This window comes from Pseudomonas sp. CFBP 13602 (genome assembly GCF_014842725.1).
GTDB classification, from domain to species: Bacteria; Pseudomonadota; Gammaproteobacteria; order Pseudomonadales; family Pseudomonadaceae; genus Aquipseudomonas; species Aquipseudomonas baltica.
Window position 1 is genome coordinate 80192 of record NZ_JACYVT010000010.1, and the last position, 20127, is coordinate 100318.

Here is a 20127-nt window from a genome sequence, read left to right on the forward strand (position 1 = left end):
GTTTAAGCCTTCTCCACCGTGGAGTTCAGACGAGAATCAACTCGTGCGGCGTTTGCCAGGCGAGCCATGCGTTCACCTTCGATACGAGCGACTTCTTCAGCCGGTACGTAGTAGTCGATGTCATCGTCATAGCTGCGCACGATCAAGGTGATGACCATGCCGGCCAGACCGATCGCAGCCGCCCACCAGATGTGCCAGATGGCAGCGAAACCCAGAATCAAACCGAAGAACGACATCAGCACGCCCATACCGGTGTTGCGCGGCATGTGGATCTGCTTGTAGTCCGCAGCGTTGGCAGTGGCTTCACCACGTTCCTTCATGCCCCAGTAAGCGTCCAGGTCGGAAACCACTGGTTGCTCGGCGAAGTTGTAGAACGGTGGTGGCGACGAAGTCGACCACTCCAGGGTACGGCCATCCCATGGGTCGCCCGAGACGTCCTGGTTCAGATGACGGTCGCGGATCGAGACATAGAGTTGCAGCAGCATGAAGCCGATACCGGCGGCCACGAACAGCGCGCCGACGAAAGCCACGTACAGCCACGGCGTCCAGTCTGGGTTGTCGGTGTGGTTCAGGCGACGGGTCATGCCCATGAAGCCCAGCACGTACAGCGGCATGAACGCCAGGTAGAAACCTACCAGCCAGCACCAGAAGGAGTACTTGCCCAGGCGCTCGTTGAGCTTGAAGCCGAAGGCTTTCGGGAACCAGAAAGTGAAGCCGGCCAGGTAACCGAATACCGCACCGCCGATGATCACGTTGTGGAAGTGAGCGATCAGGAACAGGCTGTTGTGCAACACGAAGTCAGCACCGGGCACTGCCAGCAGAACGCCGGTCATGCCGCCGATGCTGAAGGTCACGATGAAACCGATGGTCCACAGCATCGGAGTGGTGAACTCGATGCGGCCGCGGTACATGGTGAACAGCCAGGTGAAGATCTTCACACCCGTCGGGATCGCGATCACCATCGTCATGATGCCGAAGAAGGCGTTGACGTTGGCACCCGAACCCATGGTGAAGAAGTGGTGCAGCCAGACGATGAACGACAGCACGGTGATGGCGATGGTTGCCCATACCAGCGACACGTAACCGAACAGGCGCTTGCGGCAGAACGTCGAAGTGACTTCCGAGAACACACCGAATGCCGGCAGGATAAGGATGTACACCTCGGGGTGACCCCAGGCCCAGAACAGGTTGACGTACATCATCGGGTTCCCACCAAGCTCGTTGGTGAAGAAGTGGAAGCCCAGATAACGGTCAAGCGTCAGCATGAACAGTACAGCGGTGAGGATCGGGAACGATGCAGCGATCAGTACAGCGGTGCACAGGCAGTTCCAGGTGAACACCGGCATTTTCATCAGGGTCATGCCGGGCGCACGCATCTTCAGGATGGTGACGATGAAGTTGACGCCCGTCAGCAATGTACCCAGACCGGATATCTGCAATGCCCAGATGTAGTAGTCGACACCGACTCCGGGACTGTATTGGATGCCCGCCAGCGGTGGATACGCCACCCAGCCCGTCTTGCCGAACTCGCCGACCCCCAGGGAGATGTTGACCAGCAGCGCGCCGACCACGAACAGCCAGAAGCTGACCGAGTTCAGGAACGGAAAGGCTACGTCGCGTGCGCCGATCTGCAGCGGCACGACGATGTTCATCAGACCGATCATGAATGGCATGGCCATGAAGATGATCATGATCACACCGTGAGCGGTGAAGATCTGGTCATAGTGCTCGGGCGGCAGGAAGCCGGTCGAGCCAGCAGTGGCCACTGCCTGTTGCGAGCGCATCATGATGGCGTCGGCAAAGCCCCGCAACAGCATGACCAGGGCAACGGCGATGTACATGACGCCGATTTTCTTGTGGTCGACCGACGTGAACCACTCGGTCCACAGGTACGTCCACTTCTTGTGATAGGTGATCAGACCGAACACCACCGCCCCGAGCAGCGCAACGACGGCAAGTGTCACCATCACTATCGGCTCGTGGAAGGGCACCGCTTCCAGACTAAGTTTACCGAACATCTTTTACTCCTCTGCCCCAGCAGCTGAATTCTTGCCCATGTCCATCCCTTCGTTCGAGGCCTGTTTCCCCTCGTGGCTGACGCCTTTGCCTGGGTTCATCCCTTCATACTTGTCGATGATGGTCTGGAACAGGTTCGGAACGTACGAGGAATACAGCTCGACCGGGTTTTTCTCGCTAGGTTTGGCCAGCGCTTCGTAGGTAGCTGCATCGAGCTGCTTAGGCGCGCTCTTCACTTCACTGACCCATGCATCGAAATCGGCCTGGGTCGTAGCGACTGCTTTGAACTTCATGCCGGTGAAGCCTGCACCACTGTAGTTCGCGGAAATGCCGTCGAACTCGCCATTTTCATTGGCGATCAGGTGCAGCTGCGTCTGCATGCCGGCCATCGCGTAGATCTGGCCGCCAAGCTGCGGAATGAAGAACGAGTTCATGACCGAGTCGGAAGTGATGCGGAAGTTGACCGGTACATTCGCCGGGAAGACGATCTTGTTGACCGTGGCGATGCCTTGTTCCGGATAGATGAACAGCCACTTCCAGTCCAGCGCCACGACCTGGATGGTCACCGGCTTGTGCTCGGATTCCAGCGGACGGTAGGGGTCCAGGTGATGAGTCGACACATAGGTCACGTAACCCAGCGCGATGATGATCAGCAGCGGGATGCCCCATACCACCAGTTCGATCTTGGTGGAGTGCGCCCATTCAGGCGTGTAGGTCGCTTCCTTGTTCGAGGCACGGTACTTCCAGGCGAACGCGAGCGCCATGACGATGACCGGGATCACCACCAGCAACATCAGCCCGGTGGCGATGTAGATCAGGTTGCGTTCGTCGATGCCCACCTGCCCTTTCGAGTCGATCAGGGTCCACTTGCACCCGCCGAGAAAAAGCATGCCTAAAAAGGGCAGTATGCCAAACAGTCTGGGGTAACGCTTTTTACTCATCTCACGACCTCTAGAGCAGCTTGCTTCAATGCAATTGTGTTTTGGTAGCCAACACTTCGACCTGCCAAGCGCCAGCATTTATATCGGGATTGAATACGGACATGCCAGGCTCGCAGTTGCTGCGGGATGACAAGACCGGTCTGGAGCGGTGCAGCTGTCATGACGTGCGCAGCCGAAGGGCTGCATACTCCTTCCCTTGAGTGCACGGACCACGCAAGGGTTCAGCCAGGCAGTGCCAACGGTACGAAAAGTGCCTGTCATTGGTGCATGCGACCACCTGACCTGCCCTTTTTGAGGCACTGACCCACTGAAATTTCCGCGATTGTAGTGAGCCTATTACCCATTGACTACGACTAATCCGGCAACAGGTATTTCCAAATTATGCAACAATCCGACGCACTTTCAAAGCCTTGCGACACGATGTCGCACCCCGGCCAACCCTCGCAAAGGCCCGTAATTACGAGGCTTTTGCAAACTCAAGGGCGACACGTTGCCACATTCGCGCCTTTACCCCATCAACGGGTAATTGGATTCCGGCACGAATAATGACCGGGCGTGCGTGCTGGAATACTCAGCGGCGAGTGCGATTGCGATAGATGCCCAGTGGTACAAGAATAGCCGTCATCACGAAAGCTACCAGCGCCCATTGCGCCAGCGACAGGCCCAGCACCGGTGGATAGGGCGTGGAGCAGAACCCCTGCACCTGGAACACACTGGGCATCAGATTGGCCAGGGGCAGACCGTCGACGATGGGTTGCAACGTGTCGAGGCCGCAGCTGACCGCTGGATTGGCCAGCACCCACGCATGGCGCCCGGCGGCTGCGATACCACCCAGCGCACTGAGCACCACCAGCCCTTCGCACAGGGTCACGCCGGTACGGCCGCGCATGGCCGCGCCGATGAACGCGAACAGGGCAATGAACAACAGGGCGTAGCGTTGCAGGATGCACAGCGGGCATGGCGCCTCGCCCAGCACGATCTGCATGTACAGCGCGCCGCCGATCAGGGCCAGACAGATCACTCCCAGCAACACCAGGAAACGGCGTTCGCGGTTCAGGCGCAAGTTGACTTTGTTCATTGCAGCTTTCCCTTCACAGGCCAAAACGGGCGGGTTTTCGATGGGCGCCAGTCTACACGCTGACTCGCGCGGACGACTGTAGGAAAAATCCGGAAATACGATGTAACCAGAGATTTCCGCCAACCTCGCTACAGTTATGCTCTGTCGATTAAACCGACGTTAAGACCCTGCTCGCAGCCTGTCGACGATCGCGTTAAAGCCTGCGCACGCCGAGTCGATACATAGGCAACGCACTCGATGGGCCAACTGTTCACGGCCCTGCATCGGTTTCATCAAGAAGGTTCACATGGCATCCCAGAACGCCCGCGCAGATTCCCTTTCGCTGTTGCTGTTCACCTTGCGCAGCGGCAAGTTGATGGCCATCAACCTGCTCAAGGTCAGCGAGATCATCCCCTGCCCTGCCCTGACCCGGCTTCCCGAAGCGCACCCGCACGTCAAGGGCGTGGCAACCCTGCGTGGCCAGGCGTTGTCCGTCATCGACCTGAGCCGGGCGATCGGTGAACAGCCATTGCTCGACCCTTCCGGCGGTTGCCTGATCGTCACCGACGTCAGCCGCTCCAAGCAGGGCCTGCACGTACAGGCTGTCAGCCGCATCGTCCATTGCCTGAGCACCGATATTCGTCCGCCGCCCTACGGCTCGGGTACCAAGTCGTTCATCACCGGCGTTACCCAGGTGGACGGTGCCTTGGTGCAGGTGCTGGATATCGAGAAAGTCATCCACGGTATCGCCCCGGCGCGACTGCAGGGCGACCCTCAACGCTTGAGCGATGGCGACGCGCGCTGCCTTGCCAACGCCAGGATCCTGGTCGTGGACGACAGCCATGTGGCACTGCAGCAGTCGCTCATCACCCTGCGCACACTGGGCATCGAATGCCGCACGGCGCGCAGCGCCCGCGAGGCGATCGATTGCCTGCTGGAGCTGCAGGGTACCGATGCGCAGATCAATGTGTTGGTGTCGGATATCGAGATGTCGGAAATGGACGGCTATGCGCTGACCCGCACGCTGCGTGATACACCGGACTTCAAGGACCTCTACGTCCTGCTGCACACCTCGCTGGACAGCACGATGAACAGCGAGAAGGCGCGCCTGGCCGGTGCCAACGCGGTGCTGACCAAGTTTTCCTCTCCGGAACTCACCGGTTGCCTGATCACCGCGGCGCGCTTCGTCACGGATCAGGCACGCTGAAACAGCCGGGGGCCTGGCGCAGGCGTCCAGGTACGCAGATGAACATCAGTTGGGCATAATGGCTGCCTGTTCACAAGGCGCAGGAACCACGACCATGAAAACCTACCTGACCCTGTTGCTCGCACTCGGCGGCTTCACCACCCACGCGATGGCATCGACCGACCAGGCGTGGGCGGAACACGACAAGCGCGTCGCCAGCACCTGCCTGAAAGCCACCACGTTGAAACAGGCCCGAGTGGCCAGCGCTCCCGCCGAGTTCGAAGACCGCGTGGGCTATACCGCAGTGCTCATTCAAGGCCGCTACCCGCAGGCGCACATGAAGAACCAGCCTGGCGCAGAACTCTGCCTGTACCAAAAACAGAGCCGCAAGGCGTTCGTGACCCCGTGGGATTCGGTACAGGGCAAGTAGCGTCACAGCAAAATGAATGCGTAGAGAATACTGATGAACGGCACGTTGCCAGCTTTCTCGTCGAGGGCCTCCAGGGCCGCGAACTTGAGCATGAACGAGGCGACCACCAGCACCCTTACCCACGGCACGCGGGTCGACAGCAACACCAGCATGCCCAGGGCGAGGGCCAGTTGAAATGCACAGCATTTGATCGCCGCCGGCAGCGTGCTGACGTACAGCAACGCCAGCATCACGGGAATCAGACTCGCCAGCAGCAATCCTTTGCCATACTTCACACAGTCCATAACGATCACTGGCCTTCCTTCATTTATCGACTTGTTGTAAGGAAGAAAGTCTCTGGTGATCAACTGGGCGGCGCTATAGGTCTATTCAGCGCAACTCGTAGGAAAAACCCGATAGATACTGTTGGTGTATTTCCAGCGAAGCCGAACGATTTTTTCCCTTCCGAATCAGGAGCGCGCGGCAGGCGTAGCCTGCGTACGACCAATCACGCCGGGGCTTGGGCTTGGCAAGGCGACGCGACTAAGGTCAAACTGCCAGCTCTTCCCCCTGCCGGTGTCCGATACGCATGCGCATAGCCATCCGACCGCTGTTACTGGCAGGCTTGCTGCTTGTCGTCGTGTCAGGCGCGGCCTGGGTGCTGCTCGATCGCACTGCAGCGAACAAGCCAGTGCCGGCAATGCCCATCCCGGTGCGTGTAGTCGCCGTGGTGCAGGCCGATGTGCCGCGTTATCTCACCGGTATCGGCTCGGTGCTTTCGCTGCACAGCGTGACCGTGCGCGCGCAGGTCGATGGGGTTCTGGCGCAGGTCGCCGTGAAGGAAGGCCAATGGGTGAACAAAGGTGATGCGCTGGCCAGCATCGACGATCGTGCCATTCGCGCCAGCCTTGCTCAGGCGCGGGCGCAAGCCAGCCAGAGCCAGGCGCAGTTGCAGGTGGCAGGGGTCAATCTGCGCCGCTACAAGGACCTGAGTCGCGACAATGGTATTTCGCGCCAGTTGCTCGACGAACAACAGGCCCTGTTCGACCAGCTCACCGCGACCTTGCAAGGCAATCAGGCCGCCATCGCTGCCGCTCAGGTGCAGTTGTCCTACACCCAGATTCACTCTCCGGTGACCGGTCGGGTCGGTATCCGCCGTGTGGATCCGGGCAACTTCCTGCGTGTCAGCGATGCCGAAGGCTTGTTCACAGTGACCCAGATCGACCCCATCGCAGTGGAATTCTCGCTCCCCCAGCAGGAGCTGGCGACGTTGCAGTCCTTGCTCGACCGGCCGCAGCCGGCAGTGGTGCGCGCCTACCTCGATGGCGATACCGAAACGGGCAAGCTGGTGGGTGAGGGTCACCTGACGCTGCTCGACAATCAGATTGCCGCAAGCACCGGAACCATCCGCGCCAAGGCCGAGTTTCACAACGGCCGACACACCCTGTGGCCAGGCCAACTGGTCAGTGTCGGCTTGCAGGTCGGCGTCGAACGCAACGCTCTGGTGGTGCCGTTGCCCGTAGTGCAGCGCGGTATCGAGGGCCATTATGTGTACCGCGTGAAAGACGCCAAAGTCGAGCAGGTGCCGGTGCAGGTGCGCTACCAGACTTCGACCCAAAGCTTGATAGACGGCGTTGCTGCGGGCGACGTGCTGGTCAGTGACGGGCAATCGCGGTTGAGGCCGGGAGCCCGCGTACAGGTGCTCGAGCCAACGGTGGACAACGCAGCGACCTTGCGATGAGCACCGGGCGCTCGATCAGCGCCTGGTGCATCGACCATCCGGTGGCCACCGTGCTGTTGACCCTGGCGCTGGTGTTGCTCGGTGGCCTGGCTTTCACCCGGCTGGCGATCGCGCCACTGCCCGAAGCGGACTTTCCGACCATCCAGGTCAACGCGCAACTGCCCGGCGCCAGTCCACAGACCATGGCGTCTTCGGTGGCCACGCCGCTGGAGGTGCAGTTCAGCGCCATTCCCGGCATGACCCAGATGACCTCCAGCAGCGCCCTGGGCTCGACCAACCTGATCCTGCAGTTCAGCCTGAGCAAAAGCATCGACACCGCCGCCCAGGAGGTCCAGGCGGCGATCAACACGGCAGCCGGACGCTTGCCGCAGGACATGCCCAACCTGCCGACCTGGCGCAAGGTCAATCCGGGAGACAGCCCGGTGCTGATCCTCAGCGTGAGTTCGGCGCAGATGCCCACCCACGTGTTGAGCGACTACACCGAAACCCTGCTGGCCAGGCAACTGAGCCAGATCGAGGGCGTTGGCCAGGTCTACATCACCGGCCAGCAACGCCCGGCGATCCGTGTGCAGGCAGCCCCAGAGCGCCTCGCAGCGCTGGAGCTGACGCTTGCCGACCTGCGCGGTGCCATCCAGCAGACCAGCCTGAACCTGGCCAAGGGTGCTCTGTACGGTGACACCAGTGTGTCCACATTGGCCACCAACGACCAGCTCTTCGAGGCTCATGAGTACGCGCAACTGGTGGTGGCCTACCGTAATGGCGCACCGGTACAACTCAAGGACGTCGCAACCGTGATCAAGGGTGCGGAGAACGCCTATGTGCAATCCTGGTCGGGTGATCAGCCAGGCTTGAACCTGACGATCTTCCGCCAGCCGGGTGCGAACATCGTCGACACGGTCGACCGCATACTGGCCGCCATGCCACGCCTGCAGGAGATGCTGCCGGCAAGCGTGGATGTCACCGTACTCAACGACCGCACCCAGACCATCCGTGCATCACTACACGAAGTGGAGCTGACGCTGCTGATCGCCGTGCTGCTGGTGGTGGCCGTCATGGCCCTGTTCCTGCGCCAGTTGTCGGCCACGCTGATCGTGTCCAGCGTGCTGGGGGTTTCGCTGATCGCAACGTTCGCCGCCATGTACCTGATGGGTTTCAGCCTGAACAACCTGACTTTGGTGGCCATCGTCATCAGTGTCGGGTTCGTGGTCGACGATGCGATCGTGGTGGTGGAGAACATCCATCGCCATCTGGAGGCCGGCGATGGCATGCGTGAAGCGGCGATCAAGGGCGCCAGCGAGATCAGCTTCACGGTAGTGTCGATCAGCTTTTCGCTGATTGCCGCATTCATTCCACTGCTGTTCATGGGCGGCGTGGTCGGGCGCCTGTTCAAGGAATTCGCGCTGACGGCCACCTCTACCATCCTCATTTCGGTGGTGGTTTCCCTGACCCTGGCACCGACGCTATGCGCGCTGTTCATGCGCCGCCCCGCACACGCCGCACGCGCGGGCTTCAGTGAGCGCCTGCTGGCCTGGTACGACAAAGGTCTGATCCGCGCACTGGCTCACCAGGGCATCACCCTGGCCGTGTTCGGCTTGACCGTTGCCTTGTCGGTGGCGGGCTACGTGCTCATCCCGAAGGGGTTTTTCCCGGTGCAGGACACCGGCTTCGTTCTCGGCACGACCGAAGCGGCCGCCGACATTTCCTACAAAGACATGCAGGAAAAACACCTTGCCCTAGCCCGTATCATCGGTGCAGATCCGGCGGTCAGGGCCTATTCCCACGCCGTGGGCGTAACCGGCAGCAACCAGACCATCGCCACCGGGCGATTCTGGATCGGCCTCAAGGAACAGAGCGAACGCGACGTGTCGGCCAGCGCATTCATCGACCGCTTGCGGCCCCAGCTCGCCCAGGTGCCTGGCGTGGTGCTTTACCTGCGCGCCGGACAGGACATCAACCTGAGCGCCGGGCCAAGCCGCAGCCAGTACCAGTACGTGCTCAAGAGCAACGACGGGCCGAGCCTGAACCTGTGGACCGAACGCCTGACCGAACGACTGCGTGCCAACCCGGCCTTTCGCGACCTGTCCAACGACCTGCAGCTGGGTGGCAGCGTGACCCACATCAGCATCGATCGGGTGGCAGCTTCGCGTTTCGGCCTGACCACCAGCGACATCGACCAGGCGCTGTACGATGCATTCGGTCAGCGCCAGATCAACGAATTCCAGACCGAAACCAACCAGTACAAGGTCATTCTGGAACTCAAGGCCGATCAGCGCGGCAAGGCGCAGAGTCTGCAGTACTTCTACCTGCGCTCGCCCCTGACCAACGAAATGGTGCCGCTGTCGGCCGTGGCCAAGGTCGAGGCACCCACTCAGGGCCCGCTGTCGATCAGCCACGATGGCCTGTTTCCGGCGGCCAACCTGTCGTTCAATCTGGCGCCCGGCGTGGCCTTGGGCGAGGCCGTCGGTTTGCTCGAACGCACGCAAGCCGAACTGGCCATGCCCGCGTCTATCGCCGGCAGCTTCCAGGGCGCTGCCCAGGCTTTCCAGAGTTCGCTGGCCAGCCAGCCCTGGCTGATTCTGGCCGCACTGGTGGCGGTCTACATCATTCTCGGCGTGCTGTACGAAAGCTTCGTTCACCCGCTGACCATCATCTCGACCCTGCCATCGGCTGGGCTGGGTGCCTTGTTGCTGCTATGGCTATGGGGACAGGATTTTTCCATCATGGGCTTGATCGGCCTGGTCTTGCTGATCGGGATCGTCAAGAAGAACGGCATTCTGATGATCGACTTCGCCCTGCATGCGCAGCGCAGCGAAGGGCTGGACGCGCGTGAAGCGATTCACAAAGCCTGCCTGACGCGCTTCCGCCCGATCATCATGACCACACTGGCCGCACTGCTGGGCGCACTACCCCTGATGTTCGGCTATGGCGCCGGTGCCGAACTGCGCCAGCCACTGGGCATCGCCGTGGTGGGGGGACTGCTGATCAGCCAAATGCTGACGCTGTTCACCACCCCTGTGATCTATCTGCAACTGGAGCGGCTGTTCCATCGCACCGACGGTTCCAGAACGCCGGCATTGCCGGCCAGCCACTGAACGTCGACCAACAAAAAACGCCCGATGCGGGCGTTTTCTTTACAGCGACAGCGTGACTGCTCAGCTGCTGGCGCGAGCGATGTTGCGCAGGGCTTTGACCTGATCGTGGTTGCGTTGCACACCGGCAAGCTGACGCTCGACAATGGTGAAGATGTTGGCCGGCAGCGCCTCGGTCAAGGCTTCCTTGTAAGCTTTCAAAGCCACATCTTCGCCGCGTTCGGCTTCGTTCAGCACCGCTTCTTCATCCTTGCCGGTGAAGATCGATTTGACGTCGACCCAGCGACGATGCAGGTCACCGCTCACGCTGGTGGAGTCTTCCGGGGTGCCGCCCAGTGCGATGACCTCGGCCTGCAGTTCACCGGCCGCTTCGGCGCATTCCTGGGAATGCTTGGTGAACAACGCCTTGAGTTCCGGGTTCTTGATGTCTTCGGCACAGGTCTTGAAGCCTTCCTCGCCGTCCTTGCAGGTTTCGATAAGCTTGTTCAGGATGGAAACAACCGTCTTGGCAGAATCATTCATCTTTTTGAATTCCTGTGGAAATCGGAAACCGCGTTGGGATGCTGTCCATACAGCAGCCTTCGTGCCAGCTTTCAAAGCAAACAAAAATCATCTATATCAAAGAGTTAACGTAGCCTGCGATTTCCCGAAGCTGTCTTTATGCATGATCGGCGGCTTTGTGACCGTGCAGAATGCATGTAACCTCGCGCAACGTCGTTTTTGCAGACCCACACCCTTGTGAATATTCAGTCATGAACCCCGAAAAACTTGAATCGCTGGTGACCTTCGTAATGCCCTTCGGCAAGTACAAGGGCCGAGTAATCGCCGACCTGCCGGGGCATTACCTGAACTGGTTTGCCCGCGAAGGTTTTCCTAAAGGTGAACTGGGTGGGCTGCTGGCGCTGATGCAGGAAATCGATCACAACGGCTTGTCCGACCTGCTCGATCCGCTGCGGGTCAAGCATGGCAAGCCGCGCATCGCCGATGGGCGCTGAACCGTCTGGCAACTTTCTTTCAGGCAAAAAAAAGTGCGCCGACCGAGCGCACTGAAAGACAACCGTGAAGCGCCTAACGAAGTCGAATCAGTCGAGCAGAGCCAGCGCCTGCGCGCTGCACTCCTGAATGCGTGCCCAATCGCGGTTTTCAATCCACTGGCTGTCGAGCATCCACGAGCCGCCCACGCACATCACATTGGATTGAGCCATGTAGCTGTTGATGTTGCCCGGGCCGACGCCGCCAGTCGGGCAGAAGCGCACTTCCGGGAAGGGCCCGCCGAGCGCCTTGATGGCAGCCACGCCACCGCTCACCTCGGCCGGGAACAGCTTGAAGCGGCGATAGCCCAGCGCGTAACCCATCATCAGTTCGGACGGGCTGCTGATGCCCGGCAGCAACGGCAACGAGCTTTCCACACCGGCCTCGAGCATGTCCTGGGTCACGCCGGGGGTGACGGTGAACTGCGAGCCGGCCTGCTCGGTTGCGGCGAGCATTTCGCGGGTCAGCACCGTGCCAGCGCCGACCAGCAGCTCCGGGCGTTGCTCGCGCAGCACCTGGATGGCCCTGAGCCCGAGTGCCGAGCGCAGGGTCACTTCCAGTACGGTCAGCCCCCCGGCTGCCAAGGCATCGGCCAGAGGCAGAATGTCTTCTTCACGGGCAATGGTGATGACCGGCAGAATTCGCGCACGCGCCGCCAGGGCGTCGATCCGGGCAACCTTGTCGACCATGCGTTGCTGCTGTTCGGTGGTGATCATAGCGGCGGTTCCTTGATTCATTGACACCAGTAGATATCCAGCGCGGAGTGCAGGAAGGCGCGGATAGGCATCTGCGCCACGTCGTCGCCGGCCAGTGCAGTGCGCAGCGTGGTCAACTTGCTTTCGCCCTGCACCGACAGCACTTTGAAGCGGGCCGAGGCCAGCAACGCACGGCTCATGCTCAGGCGTTGATGCGGTACGCTCGGCGCCAGCATGGGCCAGCAGCGGCGCTCGCTGTCCAGCGCCAGAGCCTGTTCAAGGTTGGGGCTATCGGGAAACAACGAAGCGGTGTGCCCGTCATCGCCCATGCCCAGTACCAGCACGTCGATCGGCGGCAATTGGCCGAGCAGGTCATCGGCGACTGCGGCGGCTTCCTCCTGGCTGGACGTGGTGTGGTACAGGCTGACGAAACGTGCCTGCTCGACCGCGCCTACCAACAGGTGGCGCTCGAGCAGGCCGGCATTGCTGTCGGCGTGCTCGATGGGCACCCAACGCTCGTCGGCCAGGGAGATCACTACCTGTGACCAGTCCAGGCTCTGACGCGCCAGGCACTCCAGGAAAGCCACCGGGCTGCGCCCGCCGGAAACCACCAGGGTTGCCACGTTCTGGCGCTCGATCGCCTCGCGCAGTTGCTCGGCGACCTTGCCGGCCAGGGCTTCGGCCAGCAACGGTGCGCTCACGCAATCGTGAACCTTGAGCCCCTCGGGGAACTGCAAATCAGATATCGCCATACCAGGATCTCCCATCGCGTGTGATCAGGGCAATCGAGCTCATCGGCCCCCATGAACCTGCCGCGTACGGCTTGGGAGCATCGCCGGATTTCTTCCAGCCGGCGATGAGCTGATCGCACCATGTCCACGCATATTCGATTTCATCTTTACGGACAAACAGGTTCTGATTGCCCTGCATCACCTCCAGCAGCAATCGCTCGTACGCATCTGGAATGCGCGCACTGCGATAGGTGTCGGAGAAATTCAGTTGCAGCGGCCCGCTGCGCAGTTGCATACCCTTGTCCAGGCCTTGCTCCTTGGTCATCACGCGCAGCGATATACCTTCGTCCGGTTGCAGGCGGATGATCAGCTTGTTGCTGATCTGCAGGCGCTGCTCGGGCGCGAAGATATAGTGCGGCGGTTCCTTGAAGTGGATGACGATCTGCGACAGCTTCTGTGGCATGCGCTTGCCGGTGCGCAGGTAGAACGGCACGCCGGCCCAGCGCCAGTTGCGGATATCGGCACGCAGCGCGACGAAGGTCTCGGTATCGCTCTGGGTGTTGGAGTTTTCTTCTTCCAGATAACCCGGCACCGGACGGCCTTCGCTGTAGCCCGCGATGTACTGGCCACGCACGACCTGCTGGGTCAAGCCGTCGGCGGTGAATGGCGCGAGCGCCTTGAGCACCTTGACCTTCTCATCGCGAATGCTGTCGGCGGACAGGTCGGCCGGTGGGTCCATGGCGATCAGGCAGAGCAGCTGCAGCAGGTGATTCTGGATCATGTCGCGCAGCTGGCCGGCCTGGTCGAAGTAGCCCCAGCGCCCTTCGATACCGACTTTTTCCGCGACGGTGATCTCAACGTGGGAAATGTAGTTCTGGTTCCACTGGGTTTCGAACAGGCTGTTGGCGAAGCGCAGGGCAATGAGGTTCTGCACCGTCTCCTTGCCCAGGTAGTGGTCGATTCGGTAGACCCGATTTTCCGGGAAGTACTGCGCGACGGCATCGTTGACCCGGCGCGAGGATTCCAGGTCGTGGCCGATAGGCTTTTCCAGCACGGCGCGGGTACGCGCGGTCAGGCCGACCTTGTGCAGGTTTTCGCAGATGGCGCCGTAGACCGCCGCCGGTGTGGCGAAGTAGGCGATCAATTGTTCGGCGTCACCGACTTTCTCGGCCAGTGCGACGTAGGTGTCGGCATCCAGAAAGTCCACGTGCACATAGCTCAGCCGCGCCAGAAAACGCTGCACCGCGTCGGGCTCGAGCTGGGCGTCGGAAACGAACTTGCGCAACCCTGCCTCGATGACACCCAGGTGATGGGCTTCGTCGCCGGGCTCGCGGGCCAGGGCGAGAATGCGTGTATCGGCGTGCAGCAACTGCGCGCGATCGAGTTGATATAGAGCCGGAAACAGCTTGCGCAATGCCAGGTCGCCCAGGGCGCCAAAAAGAGCAAAGGTGCATGATCCTGCGGTCATTGAGGGCATGATGTTTGTTCTTCTATCAAGTTGACGTAGAAATACCCTTTTTCAGGGGACGATTCAAGGCAGAATGTAGTAATAACCACAACATTTACCCATTCAGGCAGATACGGGTGGTGGCGCACTGCGCCCCCCAGTAGGATAAGCCACCCGTGAAGACAGCCTGGCCAGACATGCTCGCTGGCGCTGCAGTAGACCCAAGGACATACCATGGACCGTGTGCGAAATCTTCTGGAACAGATCCAGAGCCGCCTCGATGAGCTGAACAAGGCCGAGCGCAAGGTGGCCGAGGTCATTCTGCTCAATCCGCAGCAGGCGACCCGCTTCAGTATTGCCGCTCTGGCGCAGGCCGCCAAGGTCAGCGAGCCGACGGTGAACCGCTTCTGTCGTTCCTTCGGCGTCAGCGGCTACCCCGAGCTCAAGCTGCAACTGGCGCAAAGCCTGGCCAGTGGCGCAGCCTACGTCAGTCGCGCGGTAGAAGCCGACGACGACCCGGCGGCCTATACCCAGAAGATTTTCGGCAGTGCCATCGCTTCGTTGGACAGCGCCTGCCAGCAACTCGATCCGGCGCTGGTCAGCCGCGCCGTGGACATGTTGATCCAGGCACGCCAGATCCACTTCTTCGGCCTCGGCGCGTCGGCGCCGGTGGCGCTCGATGCCCAACACAAGTTCTTTCGCTTCAACCTGGCGGTGTCGGCCCATGCCGATGTCCTCATGCAGCGAATGTTGGCGTCGGTTGCCCATACCGGCGAGCTGTTCGTGATCATCTCCTACACCGGGCGCACGCGCGAACTGGTGGAAGTCGCCCGCCTGGCACGGGAAAACGGTGCATCGGTGCTAGGGCTGACGGCAGCAGGCTCGCCCTTGGCCAAGGCCAGCAGCGTAAGCCTGAACATACCCCTGCCTGAAGACACGGATATCTACATGCCGATGACATCGCGCATCGTGCAATTGACTGTGCTTGATGTGTTGGCCACGGGCATGACGCTACGGCGCGGCGTGGATTTCCAGCCGCACCTGAGGAAGATCAAGGAAAGCCTGAACGTGAGTCGCTACCCGGCTGGGGATGGCCTGGACTGAATGCAGGCAAAGGACATGGATCTGCAGGCGCGGTCAGTGGCCGCAAAAAAACGCTGCGGTGGATCAGATTCACCGCAGCGAGCCTTTCGCGGCCGATGACCGCTCCTACGGTCAAACCGCAGGTAAATGGGATGAATAAGCCCCTGATCCCACGTAGGAGCGGTCAGCGGCCGCGAAAAGAACACCGCGGTGTGCCAGTTTCACCGCGGGGCAGCATTCGCGGCCGATGACCGCTCCTACGGTGAGCCCGTTACTGGCTCGAAAAAAAGGGCGACCTGAGTCGCCCGGAAAGCGCACACCACAAATCAGAACTTGGACTGGATCTTCAACCCGGCCACCAGTGCGTCATCCACCTGGTTCACGCCGCCAGGATGTTTGATGTACTGCACGTTGGGCCGCACCGTCAGCCAGTTGGTCACGCGGAAGCCGTAGTAGATCTCGGCGTTGTACTCGGTGTCCTGGATCGGCAGGTATGACGGATTGTCGTAGTCTTCGATGTTGTTCAGATCATTGACCAGGCGGCGATTCTTGCGCACGTCGTCGTTGACGTGGATGCGCGCGATGCCCACACCGATGTCGTCCTTGGGCCGGGCGTCGAAGGGCCCCATGTAGGTCAGGCCGATCTGCTGATAGTTGTCGACGAAGTTGGTGTCCTTGTCGTGCACGGTGGCGTTGGCGAAGATGCTCAGGCCACGCGCGGCGCTGCCGTTGTGACTGGTCAACTGTTGCTGGGCGACGATCCAGGCGCCGTGCTTGCTGCTGTGGGACTTGTAGCTGGCGCCGGAAACCGCAGCCGCCTGGCCATTGCCATCTTCATACACATCGTCGGCCTTGGCCGTGCTGTAGTAGTAGCCCAGGCGATACTCGCCCGGCAGGTCGTTGAGCTTGGGCGTCCATACCAGTTCAACCGGCAGGATCATGCCCTTGGTGCCGCTGCCGCTGAGCTTGAAGCCGTTACCGGTTTCCAGGTACGAGGGGTTCTGCTCGAACACGCCCACCTGCGCATACACTTCCGGGGTGATGTTGTACTTGATACGCAACGCCCACTGGCTGACCGGCCAGTTGTACCAGATGTTGCCCACCCAGTTGCCGACCTGCGAACCGCAGAACGCCAGGTTCTGGAAGTCGCACGGGAAGCTGTTGAAGTCTTCGCCAGGGCCGAAGCGGCCGATCTTGACGTTGAGCTTGTCGTCGAAATAACCCTGCTTGTACCACATCTGGGTAAGCCGCCAGGTCTGGCCCCTGCCCCAGACTTCCTGGGATGAACTCAGGGTGCCGGCACGCGGGTCGCCGATCCGGTCATTGGAGATGTTGCGGCCGCTACGCTCGGTGATGGCCAGCTTGAACTCCGCATCCTTCCACCCCAGAATCTTTTCCAGGTCCATCTTCACGCCCAGGGCGAACTGGTCGCTGTAGCGTGCGGTGGTATCGTCGTTGTAGCCACCGTCGAGATTGCTGCCAACTTCCCCTACGTATTCCAGCGAAAAATCGTAGCCCTTTTCCAGCAACTCCGTACGCGCCCCACCCCAGTCACCGGTCATCCACGGCGACTCCTCGGTAAAAGCCCCAGCGGCATGCACGCTGCCGGCCAGACTCAGGGCGCCGAGCATCGACAACTGGCCGATCAGTCTGGGTTTAGTGATAAGTCTGCTGTTCATCCCTCTTCCTCTTTTATTGTTATTGACGTGTTGTACAGTCTTGCCAATGACAGGCGACAGGCCGCCCGCCGATATCGCTATTCAGCGTCCTTTGAACTGGGTCACGTTGCCCAAGGGTGCAGCTTCCTGCGCGGTTCGCGTGGCGCCGAGGCGCGCACCGCTGGCCGCATCGAAAATCAGGACCTTGCTCGGGTCCAGCAGCAGGTTCAAGGTGGCGCCTATGGCCGGCGCAGCATCCGGCGCCATGCGGCAGCACACCTTGGTCTGGTTCACGGTGACGAACACCAGCGTGTCCGGCCCGGTCGGCTCGGTGATCTGCACTTCGGCACGCAGGGTGGGCAAACCCGTGACCTGCTCGCTGGCCAGGGCGATCTGCTCGGGGCGGATACCAAGGATGATCTCGCGATCCTCCAGCCCCGCGTCGGCGATGCCCAGCGGCAGTTCGCAACGCGCCTGCCCGCTGTCGAGCAGCGCCACCAGGCGGCCGTCCTGGCGGGTCAGGCGCAGCGGAATGAAGTTCATCGGCGGCGAGCCGATGAAGCTGGCCACGAACAGGTTGGCCGGATCGTTGTAGATCTGCTGCGGCGTGCCGAACTGCTGGATGATGCCGTCCTTCATCACCGCCACCTTGTCACCCAGGGTCATGGCCTCGATCTGGTCGTGGGTCACGTAGACCGTGGTAGTCTTCAGGCGCTGGTGCATCAACTTGATCTCGGTGCGCATCTCCACCCGCAGCTTGGCGTCGAGGTTGGACAGCGGCTCGTCGAACAGGTAGATCTTGGGCCGCCGCGCCAGTGCGCGCCCCATCGCCACGCGCTGCTGCTGACCACCGGAGAGTTGGCCGGGCTTGCGTTCGAGCAGATGCTCGATCTGCAACAGCTTGGCCACTCGCGCTACTTCTTCGTCGATCGAAGCCTGGGGCATCTTGCGGATCTTCAGGCCGAAGCAGATGTTCTCGCGCACCGTCATGGTCGGATACAGCGCGTAGCTCTGGAACACCATGGCAATGTCCCGGTCCTTGGGGCTCATGCCGCTGATGTCTTCGCCGTCGACCAGGATCGCCCCGCCGGAGATGTTCTCCAGGCCTGCAATGCAGTTCATCAGGGTCGACTTGCCACAGCCCGACGGCCCCACCAGGATCAGGAATTCCCCCGAGTCGATCGAAAGCTCGATGTTCTTCAGCGTGTCCGGCAAGCCGCTGCCGTAGGTCTTGATTACGTTGCGCAGTTCCAGCGTTGCCATGTTGCTACCCCTTGACCGCGCCGGCCGTGAGCCCGCGCAGGAAATACTTGCCAGCGAAGATGTAGACCAACAGCGTCGGCAGGCCGGCGATCATTGCCGCTGCCATGTCCACGTTGTATTCCTTGACCCCGGTACTGGTGTTGACCAGGTTGTTCAATGCCACGGTGATCGGCTGTGCATCGCCGCTGGCGAACACCACGCCGAACAGGAAGTCGTTCCAGATCTGGGTGAACTGCCAGATCAGGCAGACCATGACGATCGGGATCGACATGGGCAGCAGGATCTTGCCGAAGATGGTGAAGAACCCGGCGCCATCCAGGCGTGCGGCCTTGACCAGTGCGTCCGGCACGCTCACGTAATAGTTGCGGAAGAACAGCGTGGTGAATGCCAGCCCATACACCACGTGCACCAGCACCAGCCCGGTGGTGGTGTTGGCCAGGCCGAACTTGCCCAGGGTGAATGACGCCGGCAACAGTACGGTCTGGAACGGCAGGAAGCAGCCAAACAGCAGCAGACCGAAGAACAGTTGCGAGCCGCGAAACTTCCACATCGACAGCACATAGCCGTTCATGGCACCGATGAAGGTGGAGATCAGCACGGCAGGAACGGTGATCATCACCGAGTTCCAGAAGTACCCACCCACCGAACCCCAGGCCTTGACCCAGCCGATGGCAGTGAACACTTCCGGCAGGCTCAGCAGGTTGCCGGTGCGGATGTCGTCGGGTGTCTTGAAGCTGGTCAGCAGCATCACCACCAGCGGCACCAGGTAGATGGCCGCGGCCAGCAGCAGCACGGCGTAGATCGCCACGCGACTGAAGGTCAGGGCCGGTTTGCCGGTCATAGGGTTCATTGACGTTTGCCCCGCAGTTCGGAGTACAGGTAGGGCACCAGGATGGCCAGGATCGCGCCGAGCATCAGCATGGCGCTGGCCGACCCCTGCCCCATCTGGCCCCGGCTGAAGGTGAAGGCGTACATGAACATCGCGGGAAGGTCCGACGAGTAGCCCGGCCCTCCCGCCGTCATCGCAGCTACCAGGTCGAAGCTCTTGATGGCGATGTGCGCAAGAATCATGAAGGCGCTGAAAAACACCGGACGCAGGCTCGGCAGGACGATGCGCAGGTAGATGGTGGGCAGGCTGGCGCCGTCCACCTGGGCGGCGCGAATGATCGACTGGTCGACGCCACGCAGGCCGGCCAGGAACAGCGCCATGACGAAGCCCGAGGCCTGCCACACAGCCGCGATCACCAGGCAGTAGACCACCCGGTCCTGGTCAACCAGCCAGTCCAGGCGAAAGCCTTCCCAGCCCCAATCGCGCAGCAGTTTGTCCAGGCCCATGCCCGGGTTGAGCAGCCACTTCCAGGCGGTACCGGTGACGATCATCGACAGCGCCATGGGATACAGGTAAATGGTGCGCAGGAAGCCTTCGCGGCGAATGCGCTGGTCCAGCAGCACTGCCAGGAATACCCCCAGCACCAGGCTGATGAAAATGAACAGGCCACCGAAGACCGCGAGGTTCTTGCTCGCGACCCACCAGCGATCGTTGTCCATCAGCCGCGCGTACTGCGCAAGGCCCGCCCACTTGTAGTTGGGCATGAAGCTTGAAGTGGTGAAGGACAGCACCAGGGTCCACAGGATGTAGCCGTAGAAGCCGACCAGCACGATCAGCATGGTCGGTGCCAGCACCAGCTTGGGCAGCCAGCGCTGCAGGGCGTCCAGGGGCGAAGCCCTGCGCATGACAGCAGTTGAGCTCATGTTGAGATGTCCGCTTCGTTGGATAGT

Annotated in this window: 18 protein-coding genes; 6 read left to right on the forward strand and 12 right to left on the reverse strand. The window is 61.1% G+C overall.

Features of this window, described 5'->3' with window-relative positions; translation table 11 throughout:
* Positions 1 to 2: 2 nt before the first annotated feature.
* The 3 genes from cyoB to IFU31_RS19675 all read right to left on the reverse strand — a co-directional run bounded on the left by cyoB (position 3) and on the right by IFU31_RS19675 (position 4035).
* Entirely contained in the window at positions 3 to 2018 is a 2016-nt protein-coding gene (gene cyoB, locus IFU31_RS19665) for a cytochrome o ubiquinol oxidase subunit I (RefSeq protein WP_122479586.1), read from the reverse strand.
* A 3-nt stretch (positions 2019 to 2021) separates the two neighbouring features.
* The gene (gene cyoA / locus IFU31_RS19670) at positions 2022 to 2957 is read right to left on the reverse strand and encodes a ubiquinol oxidase subunit II (protein ID WP_122479587.1); all 936 of its coding nucleotides are present in this window, start codon (positions 2955 to 2957) and stop codon (positions 2022 to 2024) included.
* A 571-nt stretch (positions 2958 to 3528) separates the two neighbouring features.
* The gene (locus IFU31_RS19675; protein WP_192104281.1) at positions 3529 to 4035 is read right to left on the reverse strand and encodes a disulfide bond formation protein B; all 507 of its coding nucleotides are present in this window, start codon (positions 4033 to 4035) and stop codon (positions 3529 to 3531) included.
* Between the two features lie 286 nt (positions 4036 to 4321).
* On the opposite strand from IFU31_RS19675, the gene IFU31_RS19680 reads away from it, so the two are divergent.
* Together IFU31_RS19680 and IFU31_RS19685 are read left to right on the forward strand one after the other, a co-directional pair.
* Positions 4322 to 5221 carry a chemotaxis protein gene (locus IFU31_RS19680; RefSeq protein ID WP_192104282.1) on the forward strand — a complete coding sequence of 300 codons (900 nt, stop codon included), beginning with the start codon at positions 4322 to 4324 and terminating at the stop codon, positions 5219 to 5221.
* A 94-nt stretch (positions 5222 to 5315) separates the two neighbouring features.
* Complete coding sequence (locus tag IFU31_RS19685) at positions 5316 to 5630, forward strand: hypothetical protein (RefSeq protein WP_122479590.1); 315 nt, start codon at positions 5316 to 5318, stop codon at positions 5628 to 5630.
* A 2-nt stretch (positions 5631 to 5632) separates the two neighbouring features.
* Here IFU31_RS19685 and IFU31_RS19690 read toward each other — a convergent pair whose 3' ends face one another.
* Positions 5633 to 5923 (reverse strand): hypothetical protein, encoded by a 291-nt coding sequence (locus IFU31_RS19690; protein WP_163007611.1) that lies wholly within the window; start codon positions 5921 to 5923, stop codon positions 5633 to 5635.
* Positions 5924 to 6198: 275 nt separating this feature from the next.
* Here IFU31_RS19690 and IFU31_RS19695 point away from each other — a divergent pair, with 275 nt between their 5' ends.
* The gene (locus tag IFU31_RS19695) at positions 6199 to 7350 is read left to right on the forward strand and encodes an efflux RND transporter periplasmic adaptor subunit (RefSeq protein ID WP_192104284.1); all 1152 of its coding nucleotides are present in this window, start codon (positions 6199 to 6201) and stop codon (positions 7348 to 7350) included.
* Positions 7347 to 10442: a multidrug efflux RND transporter permease subunit gene (locus IFU31_RS19700; RefSeq protein WP_192104286.1), complete on the forward strand. Its 3096-nt coding sequence runs from the start codon at positions 7347 to 7349 to the stop codon at positions 10440 to 10442. The genes IFU31_RS19695 and IFU31_RS19700 overlap by 4 nt, the downstream gene beginning before the upstream one ends.
* 60 nt (positions 10443 to 10502) lie before the next feature.
* On the opposite strand, the gene IFU31_RS19705 is transcribed toward IFU31_RS19700, so the two are convergent.
* Positions 10503 to 10961, reverse strand: a complete 459-nt coding sequence (locus IFU31_RS19705) for a ferritin-like domain-containing protein (protein WP_122479594.1) — start codon at positions 10959 to 10961, stop codon at positions 10503 to 10505.
* Positions 10962 to 11191: 230 nt separating this feature from the next.
* Here IFU31_RS19705 and IFU31_RS19710 point away from each other — a divergent pair, with 230 nt between their 5' ends.
* Positions 11192 to 11434: a DUF3820 family protein gene (locus tag IFU31_RS19710; protein WP_122479595.1), complete on the forward strand. Its 243-nt coding sequence runs from the start codon at positions 11192 to 11194 to the stop codon at positions 11432 to 11434.
* An 87-nt stretch (positions 11435 to 11521) separates the two neighbouring features.
* Here the strand turns inward: IFU31_RS19710 and IFU31_RS19715 are convergent, their stop codons facing one another.
* The 3 genes from IFU31_RS19715 to zwf are packed head-to-tail and all read right to left on the reverse strand — an operon-like array spanning position 11522 to position 14374.
* A complete protein-coding gene (locus IFU31_RS19715; RefSeq protein WP_185794099.1) occupies positions 11522 to 12208 on the reverse strand; it encodes a bifunctional 4-hydroxy-2-oxoglutarate aldolase/2-dehydro-3-deoxy-phosphogluconate aldolase in 687 nt (228 codons plus the stop codon).
* On the reverse strand, positions 12205 to 12918 hold the full coding sequence (gene pgl / locus IFU31_RS19720; RefSeq protein WP_192104288.1) for a 6-phosphogluconolactonase: 714 nt from the start codon (positions 12916 to 12918) through the stop codon (positions 12205 to 12207). The genes IFU31_RS19715 and pgl overlap by 4 nt, the downstream gene beginning before the upstream one ends.
* Positions 12905 to 14374 (reverse strand): glucose-6-phosphate dehydrogenase, encoded by a 1470-nt coding sequence (gene zwf / locus IFU31_RS19725; RefSeq protein ID WP_122479598.1) that lies wholly within the window; start codon positions 14372 to 14374, stop codon positions 12905 to 12907. The genes pgl and zwf overlap by 14 nt, the downstream gene beginning before the upstream one ends.
* 213 nt (positions 14375 to 14587) lie before the next feature.
* Here zwf and hexR point away from each other — a divergent pair, with 213 nt between their 5' ends.
* Positions 14588 to 15448: a DNA-binding transcriptional regulator HexR gene (hexR, locus tag IFU31_RS19730; protein WP_185794215.1), complete on the forward strand. Its 861-nt coding sequence runs from the start codon at positions 14588 to 14590 to the stop codon at positions 15446 to 15448.
* Between the two features lie 305 nt (positions 15449 to 15753).
* Here hexR and IFU31_RS19735 read toward each other — a convergent pair whose 3' ends face one another.
* The 4 genes from IFU31_RS19735 to IFU31_RS19750 form a co-directional block, all read right to left on the reverse strand.
* Positions 15754 to 17058: a carbohydrate porin gene (locus tag IFU31_RS19735; RefSeq protein WP_244657716.1), complete on the reverse strand. Its 1305-nt coding sequence runs from the start codon at positions 17056 to 17058 to the stop codon at positions 15754 to 15756.
* Between the two features lie 129 nt (positions 17059 to 17187).
* Complete coding sequence (locus IFU31_RS19740) at positions 17188 to 18348, reverse strand: ABC transporter ATP-binding protein (protein ID WP_122479601.1); 1161 nt, start codon at positions 18346 to 18348, stop codon at positions 17188 to 17190.
* 4 nt (positions 18349 to 18352) lie between these two features.
* Positions 18353 to 19189, reverse strand: coding sequence for a carbohydrate ABC transporter permease (locus IFU31_RS19745; protein WP_163007624.1), 837 nt, complete (start codon positions 19187 to 19189; stop codon positions 18353 to 18355).
* 5 nt (positions 19190 to 19194) lie between these two features.
* A complete protein-coding gene (locus IFU31_RS19750) occupies positions 19195 to 20100 on the reverse strand; it encodes a carbohydrate ABC transporter permease (protein WP_192104292.1) in 906 nt (301 codons plus the stop codon).
* Positions 20101 to 20127: the final 27 nt, after the last annotated feature.